The sequence below is a fragment of the Paractinoplanes polyasparticus genome (genome assembly GCF_019710575.1).
Taxonomy (GTDB): Bacteria; Actinomycetota; Actinomycetes; order Mycobacteriales; family Micromonosporaceae; genus Actinoplanes; species Actinoplanes polyasparticus.
Genome location: NZ_JAHWFK010000031.1, coordinates 277659 through 295672 on the forward strand (window position 1 = coordinate 277659; position 18014 = coordinate 295672).

The following is an 18014-nucleotide window of genomic DNA, read 5'->3' on the forward strand; positions in this document are numbered from 1 at the left end:
GAGGACCGCATGACACTCTGGACCCCGCCGCGGTCGGTGCTCTCGAGCTCCCGCACCGCCTGGCGATGGCGCCGATGACCCGTAACCGATCGCGGGCGGACGGCGTCCCGACCGATCTCAACCGCGAGTACTACCGTCAGCGCGCGTCGACGGCTCTGATCATCACGGAGGGCACCCAGCCCTCGGCCGACGGGCAGGGCTACCTGCTGACACCGGGCCTCCACACGAACACGACACCCGCGACCTCTACCCGGCGCTGGTCGCGACCCTGGCACCGGTCGGCCTCGCCTACCTTCACCTGGTCCACGGCGGCGACGAGGAACTGCTGCGCCGACTTCGCCGGAGCTGGCCCGGCGCGCTGCTCCTGAATCGCGTGGGCGCTCCGCTCGAGACGCGCGTGGCCGACCTCGACGCGGACCGGGCCGATGTCATCACGGTCGGCACCGCCGCACTGGCCAATCCCGACCTGCCGGCCCGCCTCCGCGCGGGCGGTGACCACCACCGCTACGCCGACTACCCGGCCCTCGAGGTGGCGCTGACCGGTTCCCCGCTGCTGCGTCTGCTGATAGACGGCCCGGTCCGGATCGACCCGGACACCCGGACGGCCCGCGTGCCCGCCGGCGGGACGTGGGGCGACGTCCTCCACCGTCGGCGTCATCGGGTACTGCTCGGCGGCGGCCTCAGCTTCTACGGCCGCCGTTTCGGCCTCGCCGCGAACTCGGTGCGATCGCTGACCGTCGTGCTGGCCGACGGCGAGGTCGTCGAGACGAGCGCCACGAACCGCCCGGATCTGCTCTGGGCGCTGCGCGGTGGCGGCGGCGGGATCGGCGTCGTCGTGGCGGCCGAGATCGACCTGGTGCCCATGCACAGCGTGGTCACCGGCATGGCGGTCTGGGACCCGGCCGACGCGGCCCGGCTGGCGCCGGTCTGGCAGGAGTGGGCCCGGACCGCCCCGCCGCAGATCAGCACCAGCTTCCGCATGCTGTCCCTGCCACCGCTGCCGTCCCTCCCGCCCTACCTGGCCGGCCGGCGTGTGCTCGCCCTCGACGGCGCTGTCGTCGCCCCGTCCGCCGCGGACGTGCCCGCGGCTCAGCACATCGTGGACACCATGCTGTCGCCGCTGACAGCGCTTGCCCGGCCGGTGGCAAACACGTGGGTGCCGGCCCCACCGCAGGCACTTCCCCTGACCCACCTCGACCCGCCGCAGCCGGTGCCCTTCCAATCGGACTCCGCCCTCCTCCACGAGATCGACGAGCCCGGCTGGGCCCGCATCCTGAACGCCGGGTCCGGACTGCTCGCCCTCGAACCGCGCCAGCTCGGCGGCGCCTTCGCCGCCCCGCCGACCGGCGGCGGTGCGCTCGACCGCTTCACGGCGCCGCTGCTCTACTACGCGGTCGGCCTGGCCGGGGACGCCACCGTACGGGATCTGAAGGCCGTGCGGTCGGCCGTCGAGCCGTTCCTGACGGGATTCACGGCCCCCAATTTCGTCGAGCACTTCGACCAGCCCCAGCGCACCCTCGACGACCACACCCGGATCCGGGTGGAACGCATCCGCCACGGCGCCGACCCGACCGGCCTGTTCGCCGGCGACATCGACGCCATCCGCCTCCCGCATGGAAGCCCGGCGTGAGTTCGAGCGCCCGGATCCGGACCGGGGCCGGCCTCCTGCGGGACCGGCCCCGGGCGGGCCGCCGGGCGGATCAGTACCAGGTCAGATGCTGCTGCCGGTTTCCCGCGACGCAGTCCCACAGCTGCAGCGGGGTGCCGTTCGCCGTGGACGAGTGCGGGATGTCGATGCACTGCGACGAGCCCCAGGAATGCATCAGGTAGTAGTCAGGGTTGCCGTCGCGGACCAGTTCGCCTCTCCACAGCTGGCTCGAGACCTGCTGGCACGTTCTCTGCACGACCCGGGTGCCGTTGGGACCGCCGGGGTCGGCGCTGGCCAGGCACTTGCCGGTGTCCAGGTTGCGGATGTGGGCGGAACCCCCGGCCCACCAGACGAAGACCCATTTCTGGCTGCCGTTCGCCCCGATGCAGCTCCACTGCTGGATCATGTTGTAGTCGGCGGACGATCCCTGGTAGTTGTCCATGCACTTGCCGGAGTGCCGGAACTTGATGTGGTAGGGCCCCGCGGTGTCGGCGGCAGCCGCCGGCGACGGGCTCAGCAGGACGATCGACGCGGCCAGAAGCAACGCGAACAGACCGGCCGACGCGCCTGTTCCGCTGTACCTGCGTAGATCCCAGAACCTCATGACACGTACCTCCCCGTTGGATGGGCCGCTGTACGCGCGCGGCCCATCCCGAGGCTAGGTGACCGTCGTCCTCGATCGACAGACCCGGAAGGCCTCAGCGGCCGGTCAGCGTTCCGCTGATCTCGTTGGGAGCTGCCTCGAGGGTGGCCGAGGCGACGACCTTGCCGGTGGCGAGGTCGAGCCGGTGCACCTTCCTGGTGGCCGGTTCGGTGACGTACGCGGTGTCGCCGCGAACGAAGAGGGCCGGGCGCGGCTGCTGCCACTCGACCGGCTCCGTCCACGCGCCGACCACCGGCCACGAATCGGTGATCTTTGCCGTGGCCGGGTCGACGACGTGCAGCTTGCCGTCGGTGCCGAGGATCAGCGCCTCGCCGGCGGGGCCGCGGTTGAGCGAGCGGAAGCTGTAGCTGACGTCCTTCGGCATCGGCACCACCGTGATCTTGTCGGTGGTCGTGTCGATGAGGGAGAACTGCTCGGGCGCCTCGAGTTCCGCGTCCGGTTCGATCTTGTAGTCGCCGAGCAGGATCGGTGAGGCGTCGCTGCCGGCCTGATTCCCGATGCGGCTGTAGGCCCGGTTGCTCTTCACCTTGGTGAAGGCGCCGTTCTTGAACAGCAGTACGCCGTCCTCGCAGCCGAGCGCGACGACGTCCCCCTTGGCCACCGCCTCGCCGTGCACGCCGGGACACTGCTCGTTGCGGGCGACCTCCTTGCCGCCGGCGTCGACGGCGATCGCGCCCGATCGGGACTCCTCGGTGCCGAGGGTGACGATCATCGTGCCGTCGGCGAGTTCGACGGCTACGCCGTGGTGCGGCTGGGCGGTCTTGTACTGCCGGCCCTGCGGCTTGCCGGCGGCGAGGTCCTTCGGGTCGAAGCTGTTGACCTCGCCCGTGCCGTCGGTGAACAGGATGGTGCGGTCGCCGTGCCGGACGACATGACCGGGCTTGTCGCCCGGATAGGTGACTCCGGTCATCCGGCCGGTGGTGGCGTCGAGCATCTGGAAGCCGGAGGCGGTGGAGACGACGACGGTGCTGTCGTCGCCGGCCGGGTTGACCCGGTTGAAGCCGGGCAGCGCGATGGTGTGCGCCACCTTCAGGGACTCGCCGTCGAGAACGTAGATGCCGCCGTCGTACGTGATGGCCAGTGGCTCCTTGACAGCCGGAGCGGCGCCGGCGGGCTGGGTCGCCGTCTCCTTGCCGCAGGCCGCGAGGGCCAATGAGGCGAGAGTCAGGACGGTGAAGCCGCGGAGGGACCGTCGGTTCACGTTGTTCTCCTTACCTAGTTGTTTCATGGGAGAAAGGCTCAGCCGGACAGACCGCGGACGATGGCGTCGGCGTTGAAGCGCATCATCGTCAGGTAGCCGGCCGCTTCACCGCCGGCCTCGCTGAGCGATTCGGAGTACAGCCCGATCACCCGTACGGAGAGGCCCGCCTCGGCCGCCAAGACCTCGGCCAGCCGCGCGGGCTGGGCGGTGTCGGCGAAGATCGCGGGCACGCGGTGCTTCCGGATCGCGGCGGCCAGCGACGAGAGGTCGGAGGCGCTCGGCGAGGCCAGCGTCGTCCCGCTGGGCAGGATCGTCCCGACCACCTCGAAGTCGTACCGGTCGGCGAGGTAACCGAACACGTGATGGTTGGTGACGAGCACGCGGCGCTCGGCGGGGATCCGCGCGAAGCGCGCCGTCAGCTCGGCGTCCAGCTCGGTCACCTGTCTCGCGTACGCCGCGGCCTGCGCTCGCACGACGGCGGCGTCCACACCGCCGACGTGGGCCACGATCTCGTCGGTGAGCAGCCCGACGGCCGTGCCCACCCGGGCCGGGTCGGTCCAGAAGTGCGGATCGGGCACGCCCGCGGCGTCGCCGTCCCGGTACTCCATCGGCGCGACCCGTGGACCCACCTCGACCGTCGGCACCCCCTCCGCCTCGGCCGTTTCGACGTGCTGCGACACGCCTTCCTCGAGGCCGAGGCCGTTGTGGACGACCAGGTCGGCGGTCTGCATGGCGTGCGCCTCGCGGGCCGAGATCGCGAACGAGTGGGGGTCGGCGTTCGGCTTCATCAGCACGGTGACCGTGGCCTGGCTGCCGGTGATCTGACGCACCACGTCACCGAGGATGTTGGTGGTGACGACGATGCGGGCCTCGTCCCCGGCCGTGCAGGCGACGCCGCCGACCAGCAGGGCGGCCGCGGCTCCGAGGGCCGTCACGAGTCTTCTCACCGGCCCACCTCCACGGTGAGGTCCGGCCGCTGCGACGCCCGAAGCGTGCGAGCCGTACGAAGCTGGTCGTGATAGTCGATCTCATGAATGACCCGGGCCGCCGGCTCGGCCAGGTAGGCCCGGCTGATGTCGAGAGTCAAGGTTGTGGCCCGCAGCGGAGTCTCGGCGATCCGCCGGCCGGTCCCGAGGTCGAAACTGGCCAGCGTGCCGGCGGCGTCGAGGGTGAGCACGGTGTTGCCGTCGGCCGGGGAGGCGGCCGCCCTCAGGTTGCGGCCGGCCGCAGGCACGTGCTGCAGGGTGGCCTTGGCCGCGTTCACCGACCAGATCCCGTTGCGGCCCGCGACGGCGGTCTCGTTGCTGCGGGGCCGGTGACCGAAGTCCCCTTCCGCGATCGGTCCGGCCGGAGAGTCGAGCACCTCGGCGGTCAGCCGGTCGCGCTCGCTTCTCACGCGTACGAACGAGTTCTCGCAGGCGATGACCGTGCCGCCGCGTAGCGCCGCCCACCCGCGTGGCGCCGGACAGGGCGTTTGCAGCGCGCCACTTTCCCGGCCGTCGGCGCCCATCGCCACGATGCGATTAGCCGGCCGGCCCGGATCGTCGCCCACGGCGACCAGCAGGTGTCCGGCATGCGGAACGGCGAGGGCGGTCGAACTGCGGGAGTCGATCGTCGTGGTCTCGGCGATGCTGCCCTCCTGCAGCTTCCGGCGGTCGAGAACCCGGATGCGTCCATCGGTGGTGCCGATCGCGGTGTGGGCCCCGGCGGCGGCAACCGTCGCGACCGGAGCGCCGAGTGTCACGGCGCCCAGCGTCCGGGCCGGGGCGCGGTAGTAGTGGACGTGGTCGGTGTGGTCGACGGTCCAGACGCCGGCGTCGACGATTTCGAGCGTCCGGTCGCCGTCGCCGACATAGAGGAACCGGCCGTCCTCGGTGAGGTGGTGGGCGCTTGTCGACAGGTCGATCCGCCGGTCCTGCTCGGTGGCGAGGTCGAGCAGATTCAGCTGCCGTGAGCCGCGCGCCGCGTAGGCGAGGGTCGACTGCGCTTCGGGCAGCTCCTCGGCGCCGGCGACGTAGCCGTGCGGTCGCTCGGTGGTCTCCCCGGCCGAGGCGCAGGCCGATCCGGCCAGCACCACGCTCAGCGCGGCGACACCGGTGAGTTTCCTGATCACGAAGTTCCTTCCGGTGAGGGGGTGCGGGCGGAGACGAGCCGGCCGTTCGCGAGGCGGCGGGCGCCGAGAATCGCGAAGAAGATCAAGACGGCGACGGCGGCGATCGTGGCGCCGGCGGCCGTCCCGGCGAACCAGGAGATCCACAGTCCCGTCACGGTGGCCGTGGAGCCGATCGCGAAGCCGGCCAGCATCACTGCCGGCAGCCGCCGGGCCATCAGCATCGCCGCGGCCGACGGCGCGATGAGCATCCCGAAGGCCGGCAGCGTGCCGACCACGCTGAACGCGACCGCCATCGTGACCGTGAGCAGGATCGTCATGGCGGCGTTGGCGGGCCCCGGGCGCAGGCCAAGGGTGCGGGCCTTGCGCGGGTCGAAGGTCAGCGCCAGGAAGGGGCGGTGGAACACCGCCGACACCGCCGCCACGGCGACCCCGGCTCCGGCCAGCAGCCAGAGGTCGTTCCGATCGATGGCCAGCACGTCGCCGAAGAGGAAGGCGGTCAGGTCGGTGGCGAACGAGCGTGAATGCGAGACGGCGATGACGCCCACCGAGAGCATGCCGATGAACAGCAGCCCGATGCTCGTGTCGCGACCGAAGTCGCGGCTGTCGCGCAGAGCGTTGACACCGCCGGCCATGGCCAGCGCGCTCAGCGCGGCGCCGACGACCAGGTTGCCGCCCAGCATCGAGGCGATCGCGACGCCCGGCAGCATGCCGTGGCTCATGGCCTCGCCCAGGAAGGTCATTCCGCGAGCGATCACCCAGACCCCGACCAGGGCGCAGATCGCGGCCAGCAGCACGCCGCCGAGCAGCGCACGCAGGACGAACGAGACGGTGAACGGCTCGACCAACGACGACATGGTCGAACCATATAATGAAACTGAAAACCATTACTAATAAGGGACTGTGTATGAGTGAGGTTCGGCTGACCGCCGAGAACTTGGGTTTCCGGTACGCCGGCACACCCGTCCTGCGAGACGTGAACCTGCGCGCCGAGTCCGCGTCGACGCTCGCAGTGACCGGCCCCAACGGCTCCGGCAAGAGCACCCTGCTGCACCTGCTGGCCGGGGTCGAACGGCCGGCCGTCGGTGTGGTCCGCCGCGACCCGGGCACCCGCGTGGCCCTGCTTCCTCAGCGCACCGGCGACATCGACGCGCTACCGCTCACCGTCGCCGAATGTGTCCGCATCGGACGGTTCAGCTCCCGGGGGCTGCTGGGGCGGCTCACCCGGGCCGACCGCGCGGCCGTCGACGACATGATGGAACGCCTCGGGATCGCCCAACTCGCCCGGCGGCGCCTGCGCGAGCTCTCCGGCGGCCAGCGCCAGCGCACACTCCTCGCCCAGACGTTCGTGCAGGAGGCCGACGTCTACATCCTCGACGAGCCCACGGCCACCCTCGACGCCGGCAGCCGCCGCCGGGTCCACGACCTGCTCACCGCCCGGGTCGCCGCGGGCGCCGCCGTGGTCATCGCCAGTCACGACGACGAGGACGCGGCCCGGGCCGATCGCATCCTCGCCCTCGGCCGTCCCGCCGAGGACGCCGCTCGGCTAGCCTGACCGGGCTGCACCAGTAGTAAAGGCCCGACGGCGATGGGATGGTCCCGACGTGAAGGCGCACAGGGGCCGGATCGCCGGGCTCGGCGTGGCCCTGGCGGCGTCCGGGGCGCTGATCTGGGCTCCGTCGCCCGCACCGCCACCGCCGCCGCCGCCCACTGCCGGGCAGGCCTGGCCGGACGCGCAGAAGGGAACACTGCCGGCCGATCTGCCGGACGGGACGGCGTTCGACCCGGGCCTGTTCCTCGACATCCGGACGTCGGTCGGGTCGGCACCGACCCGTGACCGCCGGCACCGGCGACTGGTGATCCGGGGTCCCGGCGACTCCCTCCGCGAGCTGCGGCGGCTACCGGTGAGCCGGAATCCGTCCTTCCTCAGCCTGACGGTCGCCGGCGACGACCTGGTGTGGGTCGAGAGCACCGACGCCGGGCAGCAGCTGTGGACCGCTGATCTGCGCACCGGGCGGCCGGCGCGGCGGCTGACCGCCGACATCGGCGACGCGCGCTTCTATCAGACCCAGTACGACCTGGTCATCGCGCCGGGCCGCGTCAACTGGGTGGCCGCGGCGCCCGGCGGCGGCACCGAGATCCGGTCGGTGGCGTTGACCGGGGGCCCGGTCGGGAAACGCGCCGTGCCGGGAAACTGGGCCCTGACGGCGTGGCCCTGGATGGTCGACGGCCTGACCGACATCGCCGGCGCCGGCCGGCTGCGCAATCTTGTCACCGGCGAGGAGCGGCCCCTGCCGCGGACCCGCCTCAGTGAGACCGCGTGCACCCCCCTCTGGTGCCGGGCCGTCTCGCTGGACGACGACGGCTACCCGAGGATCGAGGTCGTCCGGGCTGACGGCACGCAGCGCCGGCTGGTCGCCCGGAAGACGGCCCGCACGGTCATCACCGACGTCGCGGTGCTCGGCCGGTTCGAGGTCTTCGCTCAGGTCACTCCGGCATCGGAACTGTCGGGGCGCGACGAGCTCCTGGTCTACGACATCGCGACCAACCGCACCGTGCAGATCAGCCGGGAGGCCGGCGACGTCCGGTATCGCAACGGCGTGCTGGCGTGGTCGACCGGCAACGCCCAGTCCTTCCTGCGTCACGTTCTCGACCTGCGCTCCGTCTGAGGATCGGGCCGGAGTTGCGAGCCCGAGCCGTGTCGCTCGCCGGGATCGCTCAGGCGTGGACCGCCGACACGGACGAGCGCGTCGTCCTCGTGCCGCAGTCCGGCCTCGTCGTCCGGGCGGCCGTGCACTGACTGTTCACTGGTTCTCCAGTCGGTCCGGTCAACCTCTGTCGTGACCTCAACCGGTCGTCGACAAGGAGACACACAGTGGGCAAGCCTTCCATCGTCCTCGTACACGGAGCGTGGGCCGACGCCTCGAGCTGGAACGCGGTGGCGTCACAGCTGCGCGGCCAGGGATTCACCGTGCTGGCGCCGCCCAACCCGTTGCGGGGTGTGGCCTCCGACGCCGAGTACCTGTCGTCGTTCGTCTCGCAGCGCACGTCCGGACCGGTCGTGCTGGTCGGTCACTCGTACGGCGGCGTGGTCATCAGCAATGCCGCGGGCGGCCTGAGCGACGTGCGGGCGCTCGTCTACGTCAACGCTTTCATCCCCGCCGAGGGCGAGAGCATCTTCCAGCTCCTGGGTGGATCCGGCTCGGCCCTGGACGTCCCGGACCCGACGACGGTCCTCGACATCGCCGGCTACCCGGGCGCCCCGGAGGGCGACGCCGAGGCGTTTCTCAAGCCGGACACCGTCTTCCGGCTCTTCGCCCAGGACCTCTCCGAGGCGGACGGGTGGCTGATCGTCTCGGGCCAGCGCCCGATCACCCTGAGCGCCAACGCCACGCCCTCGGCCACGGCGGCCTGGCGCACGCTGCCCAGCTGGGCCGTCATCGGCTCCGACGACCTGGTGATCCCGGCCGGCACGCAGCGCTCGATGGCCGAGCGGGCCGGGTCGAAGACCTTCGAGGTGGCGGGCTCGCACGTCTCGATGGTGTCGCACCCGGACGTGACCGTGGAGGCGATTCTGGCCGCAGCCGAACACGTGGGCGACTGACGGCCCGGCCAGGTTACGTCATTTGACGCAGTCTGGCCGGGCCGCTCGTGCCTACGGTCGGGCCATGACAACCCGCCTCCAGGTACTGGGCCCGCTGCGTGTCTGGCACGGCGACGCCGAGGTCGACGCGGGGCCCAACCAGCAGCAGTGCCTACTGGCGCTGCTGCTGGCCAATGCGGGGCATCCGATCGGCGTCCAGGCGCTCACCGAGATGCTGTGGGACCTCGACGCGCCGCCGAGCGCGCTCAACATCATTCACAAGTACGTCGGGCAGCTGCGCCGGCTCCTCGAGCCGGGCCTGCCGCCCCGGGCCCGCGGCGCCTATCTGACCCGGCACGGCAACGGGTACCGTTTCGTCGCCGGCCCCGACACCCTCGACCTCCTCCGGTTCCGGCAGCTCGTCGGCGAGGCGCAGGCGCACAGCCACGACGGCGAGCACGACGAGGCGCTCGACCGGTACGCCGAGGCGCTGCGCCTCGGCAGCGGCGTCGCCGGTGCCGGTCTGGCCGACACCACGGCCGCCCGCACCGTCTTCCTGAGGCTGCACAACGAGTTCGTCGACGCCGTTGTTACCGCCGCTCAGCTCGCGATCCGGCTCCGGCAGCCGGCGCGCCTTCTGGACGCGGTCCGGCGCACGGCCGAGACCGACCCGCTCAACGAGCTCGTCCACGGGACGCTGGTGACGATGCTCGCGGCCGCCGGCCGTCCGGCCGAGGCGCTGGCCGTGTACCGAGCGATCCGGGAGCGACTTGCCGGCGAGCTGGGCATCGATCCGGGGCCGGACCTGCAGAACGCCTACTTCGGGGTGCTGGCTCGCAGCGGCCCGACGGCAACGCCGTCCCCGGCCGTCCATCCGGCGCAGCTGCCGCCGGACCTGCCGTTGTTCGCCGGCCGCACGGGCGAGCTGGCGACGCTGAGCCGGTTGGCCGCGGGGCTGCGCGAGCCGGGACGCGCCGGCCCACTGATCATCGCGATGAGCGGGCCCGGCGGGGTGGGCAAGTCGGTCCTGGCCCTGCGGTTCGCCCACCTCGTCGCCGATGAATTCACCGACGGACAGCTCTACCTCGACCTGCGCGACGACCCGGACCCGGTGCGTTCACTGCTGTACGGGCTGGGGTTGCGCCGGCCCGACATCCCCGGCACGCAGGCCGCGCGGGTGGGGGCTTATCGCAGCCTCACGGTCGCCAAGCGAGTGCTCGTCGTCCTCGACAATGCCGGCGACACCGCGCGGATCCGGTCGCTGGTGCCGAGCTCTCCCACCAGCCTGGTGCTCGTCACCGGCCGGCAGCGGCAGCTGGACCTGGCTGTCCGCAACGGCGCGCACCTCATGGCCGTCGACGTGCCCGACCTCGGCGCCGCGAGAGAGCTGATGGCGCTCCGGACGTCCGGGCTCCCGGTCACCGGACCGGTGGACGAGATCATCGAGCGGTGCGGCCGGCTGCCACTGACCATGGCGACGACGGTCACCGCGGCGTCCCGTTGAGGACAGGCCGATCAGCCTCCGTTGCCCGGGCGGCGATGGCCGCGTATCGGCGGTCCGGGCGCTCCGGGAACTGCTGTTGCCGGCGCTCGAGTTCGGTGAAACCCGCCTGGGCCAGGCGGGCGGAGAACTCGGCCACCGGCCAGCGGTACGCCGTGACGACCTTGTGGTCGAAGGCGGCCACCCCGTCGTCGCTGTCGAAGAAGCCGATCACCAGCCGTCCCGACGGAGCCAGCATCCGGCGGAACCGGGCGAGCGTCCGGTCCAGGTCCGCCGGCGGCAGGTGGATGGTCGAGTACCACGAGAGGACGCCGGCCACCGAGTGGTCGGGGACGTCCAGCTCGGTCATCGCGCCGAGCCGGAACTGCGGACCGGGGAAGTTGGCCCGGGCGTGGTCGAGGAACTCGGGAACCAGGTCGACACCGGTCACGTCGGCGCCCAGCCCGTGCAGGTAGGCGGTCCAGTGGCCGGGGCCGCAGCCGAGGTCGAGCACCGGACCGTCCAGCCCGGCCAGATGGCCCCGGATCAGCGCCGTGTCGTCCTCGTGGGCCTGCCAGTCGCCGTCGAACAGGGCGATGTACTGCTCGGACATGGTCGAATAGGCGTCACGCACAGGCTCCCAGCTCACCTCGACACCCTACGGTCCGCTTGCCCGAATGCGCGTGAGCCCACGACCTCACGGGTTCACCAATTCAGGTCGATCAATGAGTGAGCCTACCTTGGCGGCATGATACGAGTCCTGAATCGATGGGGCGCCACCGCGCTGGTCGTCATTCTCGTGACGGCAGCCGGGCCCGTACCGGCCGTCCGGGCGGCCCTGCCGGCCCTGGCCGTCGGCGCCACCACCTCCGTGAACGACACGGTCGGCAGCGGGAACACGTGTGCCGGCTTCCTCGACGAGCGAACCCACCTGGGCGACCTGGGTGTGCGCCGGGTGTTCGCCTCGGCCGGCCAGGTTCCGCCGGCGGACGCGATCACCTGCCACACCACCTTCGGCGCCACGCTCTGGTATTCGTTCAAGACCTCGTGCACCCCGACGGTCGTGGCCGTCGGAGGCTGCGACACCGAGATCCAGAACATCGCGACCGCGATGCCCGCGGGCAGCCTGCTCACCTACTTCCACGAGCCCGAGGACGACATGACGGGCACCCAGTTCGTCAGCGCCTTCACGCACGCCTATCAGGTGGCCAAGGCGGTGAACTCCGCGATCGACGTGGTGCCGGTCCACATGTCCTACCAGTGGCGGCCGGGCTCGCCCGGCGTCACCAACAACGGCACGGGGGGCGACCGCGAGATCCAGGACTGGATCGTCCCGCCGCAGTTTGCCGACGCGTACGGCTTCGACCTCTACTGGCAGGCCAGCACCCGCGGCAGCGAGCCGGACAACCCGGTCAGCGTGGGCAGCGACCCCCGGATGACCCGGTGGTACAACGCTTTCAGCGGGCAGGGGCGGCCCCTGGCCCTGGCCGAGTGGGGGATCGACGACGACCAGGGTGTGCGGGCCTCGCGAGGGCCGGCGATCCGGGCCTCCAAGACGTGGCTGACCGCCCGCAACTTCCGGATCGTCAACTACTGGCAGCTGGACAACTGGTATCTGGGCGCCACGTCCGGTCCGCCCGGAAGCTACCTCGACCCGGACGGCGTGGCCGCCTATCAGGAATTCGTCGCCGCCGCAGCGCCCTGAGCCGGCGCGAATCGAACCCGATCCATCTCATCCCTCGGCCGTCCCACCTCTTGGGAGCGCTCCCATAGGGTGAGCTGGGCATCGACGAACGTCATTGCTACGGATCTCCGGCCCTCCTAGCCTTCGGGGATCCCCGTCCCCGAAGGCCCCTGGAGAAGCCATGACTCCCCACCGCTTCACCGCGCCGAAATGGTCCAGGGCGATGCGTCACCTTCTCGCCGTTCTGACCGCAACCCTGATGCTGGGCGCGGTCCCTGCGAGCGCCGTCTCTGCCCGGCCCGGCGCCTGCCGTCAACCGATGCTCTTCTGCGAGGACTTCCAGCAGTTGCCGACTGGCGGCGCTGCCAGCCTGAAGTGGGGGATCGACACGAGTGGGGGCACGCTCACCGTGGAGCGGAGCCACCGCGGTAACAAGGTGCTGCACGTCCACACGGTCGGCAACGGGCGCGCCTTCCTGCGTGTCGACGACTTCGCCGCGCCCGGCAACCGCTTCTTCGGCCGGATGCGGCTGCGCGTGGACGCGTTCCCGACCGCTCCCGACTGGGCGCATTTCACCCTCGTCGAAGCCACCGGCAGCGGCAGCTCGGAGGTCGTCCGTCCGATCGGCGGTCAGTACGCGCCCACGGTGCCAGGTGTCTTCTGGGGTGTGGGCGCCGACGGCGGACCCACCGGCGACTGGACCACCTGGCGCGAGTCGGCTCCGGTCACCGAGGACACCTGGCAGTGTTTCGAGTGGACGCTCGACGCGGCGGGCAACCGGGTGGCCGTGTGGATCGACGGGGTGGCCCGGCCCGAGCTGACCGCGTCGACCACGGAGCACGGCGGCAACGACGTCCCGTTCGTGCTCCCGGTCGTGGACACCGTCAAGGTCGGCTGGCAGCTCTACCAGGACGGGTCCACGCCGGAAGCGTTCGACCTCTGGATCGACGATCTCGCCCTGTCGACCCGGCGGCTCGGTTGCTGACCGGTCAGCCGCGGCGCCACTTCTGGTTGGCGCCGCCGACGCAGGTCCACAGGTGCAGGAGCGCGCCGTTGTCCGGCCGCCACTCGGCGATGTCCACGCACTTGTTCGCCTGCGGGTTGACCAGATCGCCGGCGGCGCTCAGCACGAACTGCTGCGCGGCGGTGCCGTTGCAGGTGTAGATCTGGACGGCGGCGCCGTCGTGGGTGGCGGCGTCGGCGACGTCCAGGCACTTGTTGTTCCCGGTGCGCACGGTGCCGTTGACGAATTCCCACTTCTGACTGGTTCCGTCGGTGCAGTCCCACACCTGGACGCGCTGGCGGTCGGCGAAGTTCCCGTTCGGCACGTCGACGCACTTGTTGTTCCAGTTGCTGACGATCCGGCTCGTGGTGGCCGGCGGGTTCTCCGTCGAGCCCGGCGTGCAGGTGTTGTCCGCGGTCACGTTGTCGGTGTGCCGCGTGCCGGCCGACCGGAGAGCGCCGACCCGGGCGGTCGCCTCGGCCGGCGTGAGCACCTGCTTCTTGGCGTGGAAGACGTAGTCGATGTTCTCGTGCCAGACGCTGGTGCCGCTGCCGGTGTGCCCGGTCAGATCGATGAACCACTGGTTGAAGTCGATCGACATGTTCTGCCGGGGGTAGAACTTGCCGCCGTGGGTGCCGACGAGCTGGCCGTCGATGTAGTAGCGGACCTCACCGTTGGCGACGGTCGCCATGACGTCGCGCCAGCCGGCGATGCTGCGGTTCTGCTTGCTGTACTGGCGGTCCTGCACCCACGGGTCGGCCTGGTACGTGTACCAGGTGGTCTGGAAGTTGGTCGGCCCGCTCTCGCCCCAGCCGCCGTTGGGCAGGTACTCACTGAAGTCGAGCTCGCTGTAGATCGGGTCGAACGCGTAGCGCAGCGGTGAGATCGTGTAGAAGGTCTGGTTGACGATGTCGCCGTCGGTACCGGAGGCGGGCGTGTCGGCGAACTTGATCCGGGCGAAGTAGGTGCCCTCGAAGAATCGCCGGTCCGGCAGCGACATCTCGGCGTGCGTCGTGCCGCCGGCCGTGCCGTTCGTGGTGGCCTGGAGGCGGGCCACCGTCTGGCCGTCGACGACAGGGAACGAGACGTTGCCGGCCGACCAGGTGGCGCCGGGAACACCGGGGCCGCCCGCGTTGGCGCGCAGGTGCCAGCCGCGCTGGCCGAGTGCCGGGTCGGAGGCGGAGCTGTAGGCGAAATCGTCGAACAGCACGCCACAGGTCACCGCGGCGTTGGCGGGCAGGGCCGCGGCCACGCCGGCTGTGGTGAGCCCGGCGGCGACGAGGACGGCGGTGGCGGCGCGGATCGTACGGCTGATCAGGGCAGGTGCCATCGAGAGCAGACTCCTCGGGGGAAGGGGACTCCTCGGGGTGGGGAGTGAGCTCAGCATCGCCGCGCCCGTTGACGGCAGTCAATGAAACCGCGCGAATTTTTTACATCTGAGGATCCAGTAGAGAAAATTATTACTGGCACGGTTGCCCGAAAGTACATCGACGGCCGTTCATGAAGGGTTCACCCGTCGGCAGCGTCCCGGGGCATTCATGATCATCTACCCTTCTCGGGACTGAGCCAGTCATCGGTCTCTATGCATGGGGGAGAGTTGTGCGTACTCGCACGAGAATGAAGGCGGGCCTGCTGGCCGTCGTGTCGACCGGCCTGATCGCCACACCGGCGTACGGCGTCGCCGGTGGAATCGAAGCGGTTGCCGGCGCTTACCCGTTCGTGGCCCAGGTGGCCGTGGGCGGCGACTACGCCTGCACCGGATCCCTTGTCGCGCCGTCCTGGGTGGTCACCGCGGCCGGCTGCTTCGGGCCCGGCGACGCCGACCGGCCGGATCAGCCCACCACGGTCACGATCGGGCGCAGCGCTCTCGCCGACGGCTCCGCCGGCCGGGTGCGTGCGGTCACCGGCCTGGTCCGTCACCCGGCCGGCGCCATCGTGCTCGCCCGCCTGGACGCGGCAGTGACCGACATCGCTCCGGTCGCGATCGCGACCGCGCCGCCCGCGACGGGCGAGACGTTGCGCAGCGCCGGATACGGCCGCACAGCCACCACCTGGGTGCCGGAGCGGCTGAGCACCGCCGACTTCGCGGTGGACACGGTCGACGCGGCCGCGATCGGCATCGCCCCCGCGACCGGGTCCACCGCGGCGACGTGCAAGGGCGATGCGGGCGGGCCGCTTTTCCGCGCGGGCGTCCCGGCCCAGCTGGTCGCTCTCAACGCCGCGTCCTGGCAGGGCGGTTGCCTCGGCGAGACCGAGACCCGCCGGGGCGGCACCGGCACGCGGGTGGACACCCTGGCCGACTGGATCGCACGCAACACCGCCGACCCGTACCCGGGTGTGGTCAGCCCGCCCAACACCGGCTTCGAGAGCGGGCTGTCCGGCTGGTCCCAGTTCGGCGCGGGCGGCAACACCGCCTCGACCGAGCGCGCCTACGCCGGGACGACCTCGGTGAAGATCGTGGACAGCAGCACGACCGCCGCGGACGGCGTGGAAAGCACCCGGATGCCGGCCGCGCCCGGCATCCGCTACACCGCCACGGCCCATGCCGGCGTCACCAACGGCAGCCCCGACCTCTACATCCGCTTCCTCGACGCGAGCGGCACCCAGCTCGCAGCCGTCTACACGCCGTATTCCGGCACCGCCGGCCAGTGGCAGCGGCTGCAGGTCACCGGGACCGCGCCGGCCGGTACGGAGCAGGTCAGCGTGCTGCTCTACTCGGCGCAGGCCAAGACCGGCACGTCGTACTTCGATGAGGTGGCACTGTCCCGGGCGCCCGGGATTCCGCTGACCAACGCCGGGTTCGAGAGCGGCCTGTCCGGCTGGACCCAGTTCGGCACCGGCGGCAACACTGTCTCGACCGATCGCGCGTACGAGGGCGTCGCGTCGGGCCGGATCGTGGACGCCAGTACGACCGTCGCGAACGGCTTGGAGAGCGCGGGGCAGCCCGCCGTTGCCGGGGTCAGCTACACCGTCTCGGCCCGCGTCAACGTGGCTGCCGGCCAGCCTGACCTGTACGTGCGCTTCTGGAACGCCGGCGGCGACGTGCTGTCCAGCGCCGCCACCAGCTTTGCCGGAACCGCCGGCCGCTGGACCCCGCTGACGGCCACAATGACGGCCCCGGCGGGCACCACCAAGGTCTCCGCGCTGCTGTACTTCAGCCAGGCCCGCACCGGCACCGCCTACTTCGACCAGATCGGCGTGGCCCGGACAGCCGATGTCACGGTGCCCGGCCACGGCTTCGAGAACGGGCTGGCCGGCTGGACGCAGTGGGGCGCGGGCGGCAACACCGCATCGACCGAGCGCGCCTGGACCGGTACCACCTCGGCCAAGCTGGTGGACACCAGCACCACGACGGCCACCGGTCTGGAGAGCGTACGGCTGCCGGCTGCCCCCGGCGTCCGCTACACCGGCCTTTCCCGGGTGCTCGTCGCGTCCGGGACGCCCTCGATCTACCTTCGTTTCTACAACGCGTCGGGGGCCCTGATCTCGAGCACGGCCGCCGACTTCACGGGCGCCACCAACGCCTGGCAATGGTTGCGGGTGGCCGCCGCCGCGCCGGCCGGCACCGCCGAGCTCTCGGTGCTGCTGTATTCCAAGGCCGCGTCCACCGGCACCGCCTACGCTGACCATGCCGTAGTTCAGTAGCACCGGGAGGGCGGCATCGTGTTCGCATTGGTCGTTCGCTTCGACTGCCGGGACGAGGCGGCCGCCGCCCGGTTCGACGAGCTGACGGGTTCGGCCGTGCGGCAGATCGCCGAACGGGAGCCGGGCACGCTGGTCTACGCGACCTCGGTGGTCGACGGGGAGCCGCTGGCCCGGGTCTTCTACGAGGTGTACAGGGACCGCGACGCCTTCGAGGCGCACGAGAACGCCGAGCACGTCCGGCGGTTCCACGAGCTGAAGAACCCACTGCTCACGGCCACCCGCGTCGAGTTCCTCGAGCCGGGACCGGCCGTTCAGCGGTAGAAATCGGCGGGGTCGCCGGCCAGGGACGCTTTCACGTGAGCGGTCCACTGGTCGGCGACCACCTCGACGCTGCCCCGCTCGAGGCCGTCGAGCCCGGCCCGGACGAGCACGGCCGGGTCGCCCTTGGGGCCGTCGTAGTCGCTGCTCAGGTCGGTGTCGGCCGCGCCCAGGTGCAGGGCGGTGACCAGCGTCTTCTGGTCGGCGAGCTCGAGCCGTACGCCGTTGGTGAGGTTCCACTCGGCGGCCTTGGCCACGCCGTACGCGGTGCGGCCCGGGTAGTTGAACCACGACATCGCCGACAGCACATTGAGGATGGCCCCGCCGGCCAGCTGGGGCGCGAAGGCCCGGATCATGCCGAGCGTGCCCCAGAAGTGGGTGTCGAGCTCGAGCCGGATCCGGTCGAGGTCGCCGGTGACCAGGCCGGTCACCGTGTCGACGCCGGCGTTGTTGACCAGCAGGGTGACGTCCGGCGCGGCGTCCGCGGCGGCGGTGACCGACTGCGGGTCGGTGATGTCGAGCGGCAGCACCGTGGCGCCCGGGATGTCGACGAGCTCGGGCCGGCGGGCGGTGGCGTACACCTTGGCGCCGCGCACGAGAAGCTGCTGGGCGAAGTGCTTGCCGAGGCCGCGATTGGCCCCGGTGACGAGGGCTACTGCTCCGGAGATCTGCATGCGC

General features: G+C 71.3%; 18 protein-coding genes. 10 read left to right on the top strand and 8 right to left on the bottom strand.

Annotation, left to right across the window (positions count from 1 at the left end):
* Positions 1-74 precede the first annotated feature (74 nt).
* Both KXC43_RS51350 and KXC43_RS28340 read left to right on the top strand, forming a co-directional pair.
* Positions 75-368 (top strand): oxidoreductase, encoded by a 294-nt coding sequence (locus tag KXC43_RS51350; RefSeq protein ID WP_255644934.1) that lies wholly within the window; start codon positions 75-77, stop codon positions 366-368.
* 5 nt (positions 369-373) lie between these two features.
* Entirely contained in the window at positions 374-1630 is a 1257-nt protein-coding gene (locus tag KXC43_RS28340; protein ID WP_255644935.1) for an FAD-binding protein, read from the top strand.
* Positions 1631-1700: 70 nt separating this feature from the next.
* Here KXC43_RS28340 and KXC43_RS28345 read toward each other — a convergent pair whose 3' ends face one another.
* The 5 genes from KXC43_RS28345 to aztB all read right to left on the bottom strand — a co-directional run bounded on the left by KXC43_RS28345 (position 1701) and on the right by aztB (position 6480).
* Positions 1701-2252 (bottom strand): RICIN domain-containing protein, encoded by a 552-nt coding sequence (locus tag KXC43_RS28345; protein WP_221379204.1) that lies wholly within the window; start codon positions 2250-2252, stop codon positions 1701-1703.
* A 94-nt stretch (positions 2253-2346) separates the two neighbouring features.
* A complete protein-coding gene (gene aztD / locus KXC43_RS28350; RefSeq protein ID WP_221379205.1) occupies positions 2347-3513 on the bottom strand; it encodes a zinc metallochaperone AztD in 1167 nt (388 codons plus the stop codon).
* 38 nt (positions 3514-3551) lie between these two features.
* Positions 3552-4460, bottom strand: coding sequence for a zinc ABC transporter substrate-binding protein AztC (gene aztC / locus KXC43_RS28355; RefSeq protein WP_221379206.1), 909 nt, complete (start codon positions 4458-4460; stop codon positions 3552-3554).
* Positions 4457-5626 (bottom strand): PQQ-binding-like beta-propeller repeat protein, encoded by a 1170-nt coding sequence (locus KXC43_RS28360; RefSeq protein WP_221379207.1) that lies wholly within the window; start codon positions 5624-5626, stop codon positions 4457-4459. The genes aztC and KXC43_RS28360 overlap by 4 nt, the downstream gene beginning before the upstream one ends.
* The gene (aztB, locus tag KXC43_RS28365; protein WP_221379208.1) at positions 5623-6480 is read right to left on the bottom strand and encodes a zinc ABC transporter permease AztB; all 858 of its coding nucleotides are present in this window, start codon (positions 6478-6480) and stop codon (positions 5623-5625) included. The genes KXC43_RS28360 and aztB overlap by 4 nt, the downstream gene beginning before the upstream one ends.
* Before the next feature lie 50 nt (positions 6481-6530).
* Between aztB and aztA the strand changes: the two genes are divergently transcribed.
* The 4 genes from aztA (at position 6531) to KXC43_RS28385 (ending at position 10710) form a co-directional block, all read left to right on the top strand.
* Complete coding sequence (gene aztA, locus KXC43_RS28370; RefSeq protein ID WP_221379209.1) at positions 6531-7178, top strand: zinc ABC transporter ATP-binding protein AztA; 648 nt, start codon at positions 6531-6533, stop codon at positions 7176-7178.
* Positions 7179-7227: 49 nt separating this feature from the next.
* Entirely contained in the window at positions 7228-8292 is a 1065-nt protein-coding gene (locus KXC43_RS28375; RefSeq protein WP_221379210.1) for a hypothetical protein, read from the top strand.
* Positions 8293-8498: 206 nt separating this feature from the next.
* Complete coding sequence (locus KXC43_RS28380; RefSeq protein WP_221379211.1) at positions 8499-9227, top strand: alpha/beta fold hydrolase; 729 nt, start codon at positions 8499-8501, stop codon at positions 9225-9227.
* A 64-nt stretch (positions 9228-9291) separates the two neighbouring features.
* A complete protein-coding gene (locus KXC43_RS28385) occupies positions 9292-10710 on the top strand; it encodes an AfsR/SARP family transcriptional regulator (RefSeq protein ID WP_221379212.1) in 1419 nt (472 codons plus the stop codon).
* On the opposite strand, the gene KXC43_RS28390 is transcribed toward KXC43_RS28385, so the two are convergent.
* Complete coding sequence (locus tag KXC43_RS28390) at positions 10691-11299, bottom strand: class I SAM-dependent methyltransferase (RefSeq protein WP_221379296.1); 609 nt, start codon at positions 11297-11299, stop codon at positions 10691-10693. The two genes, KXC43_RS28385 and KXC43_RS28390, sit on opposite strands and share 20 nt — an antisense overlap.
* Before the next feature lie 135 nt (positions 11300-11434).
* On the opposite strand from KXC43_RS28390, the gene KXC43_RS28395 reads away from it, so the two are divergent.
* Both KXC43_RS28395 and KXC43_RS28400 read left to right on the top strand, forming a co-directional pair.
* Positions 11435-12391, top strand: a complete 957-nt coding sequence (locus tag KXC43_RS28395) for a hypothetical protein (protein ID WP_221379213.1) — start codon at positions 11435-11437, stop codon at positions 12389-12391.
* A 202-nt stretch (positions 12392-12593) separates the two neighbouring features.
* Positions 12594-13355: a hypothetical protein gene (locus KXC43_RS28400; protein ID WP_221379214.1), complete on the top strand. Its 762-nt coding sequence runs from the start codon at positions 12594-12596 to the stop codon at positions 13353-13355.
* Between the two features lie 4 nt (positions 13356-13359).
* Here KXC43_RS28400 and KXC43_RS28405 read toward each other — a convergent pair whose 3' ends face one another.
* Complete coding sequence (locus tag KXC43_RS28405; protein ID WP_255644936.1) at positions 13360-14703, bottom strand: ricin-type beta-trefoil lectin domain protein; 1344 nt, start codon at positions 14701-14703, stop codon at positions 13360-13362.
* 287 nt (positions 14704-14990) lie between these two features.
* Between KXC43_RS28405 and KXC43_RS28410 the strand changes: the two genes are divergently transcribed.
* Entirely contained in the window at positions 14991-17018 is a 2028-nt protein-coding gene (locus tag KXC43_RS28410; protein ID WP_221379216.1) for a trypsin-like serine protease, read from the top strand.
* 18 nt (positions 17019-17036) lie between these two features.
* Positions 17037-17339 (top strand): putative quinol monooxygenase, encoded by a 303-nt coding sequence (locus KXC43_RS28415; protein WP_221379217.1) that lies wholly within the window; start codon positions 17037-17039, stop codon positions 17337-17339.
* On the opposite strand, the gene KXC43_RS28420 is transcribed toward KXC43_RS28415, so the two are convergent.
* Entirely contained in the window at positions 17330-18010 is a 681-nt protein-coding gene (locus KXC43_RS28420; protein ID WP_221379218.1) for an SDR family oxidoreductase, read from the bottom strand. The two genes, KXC43_RS28415 and KXC43_RS28420, sit on opposite strands and share 10 nt — an antisense overlap.
* Positions 18011-18014 lie beyond the last annotated feature (4 nt).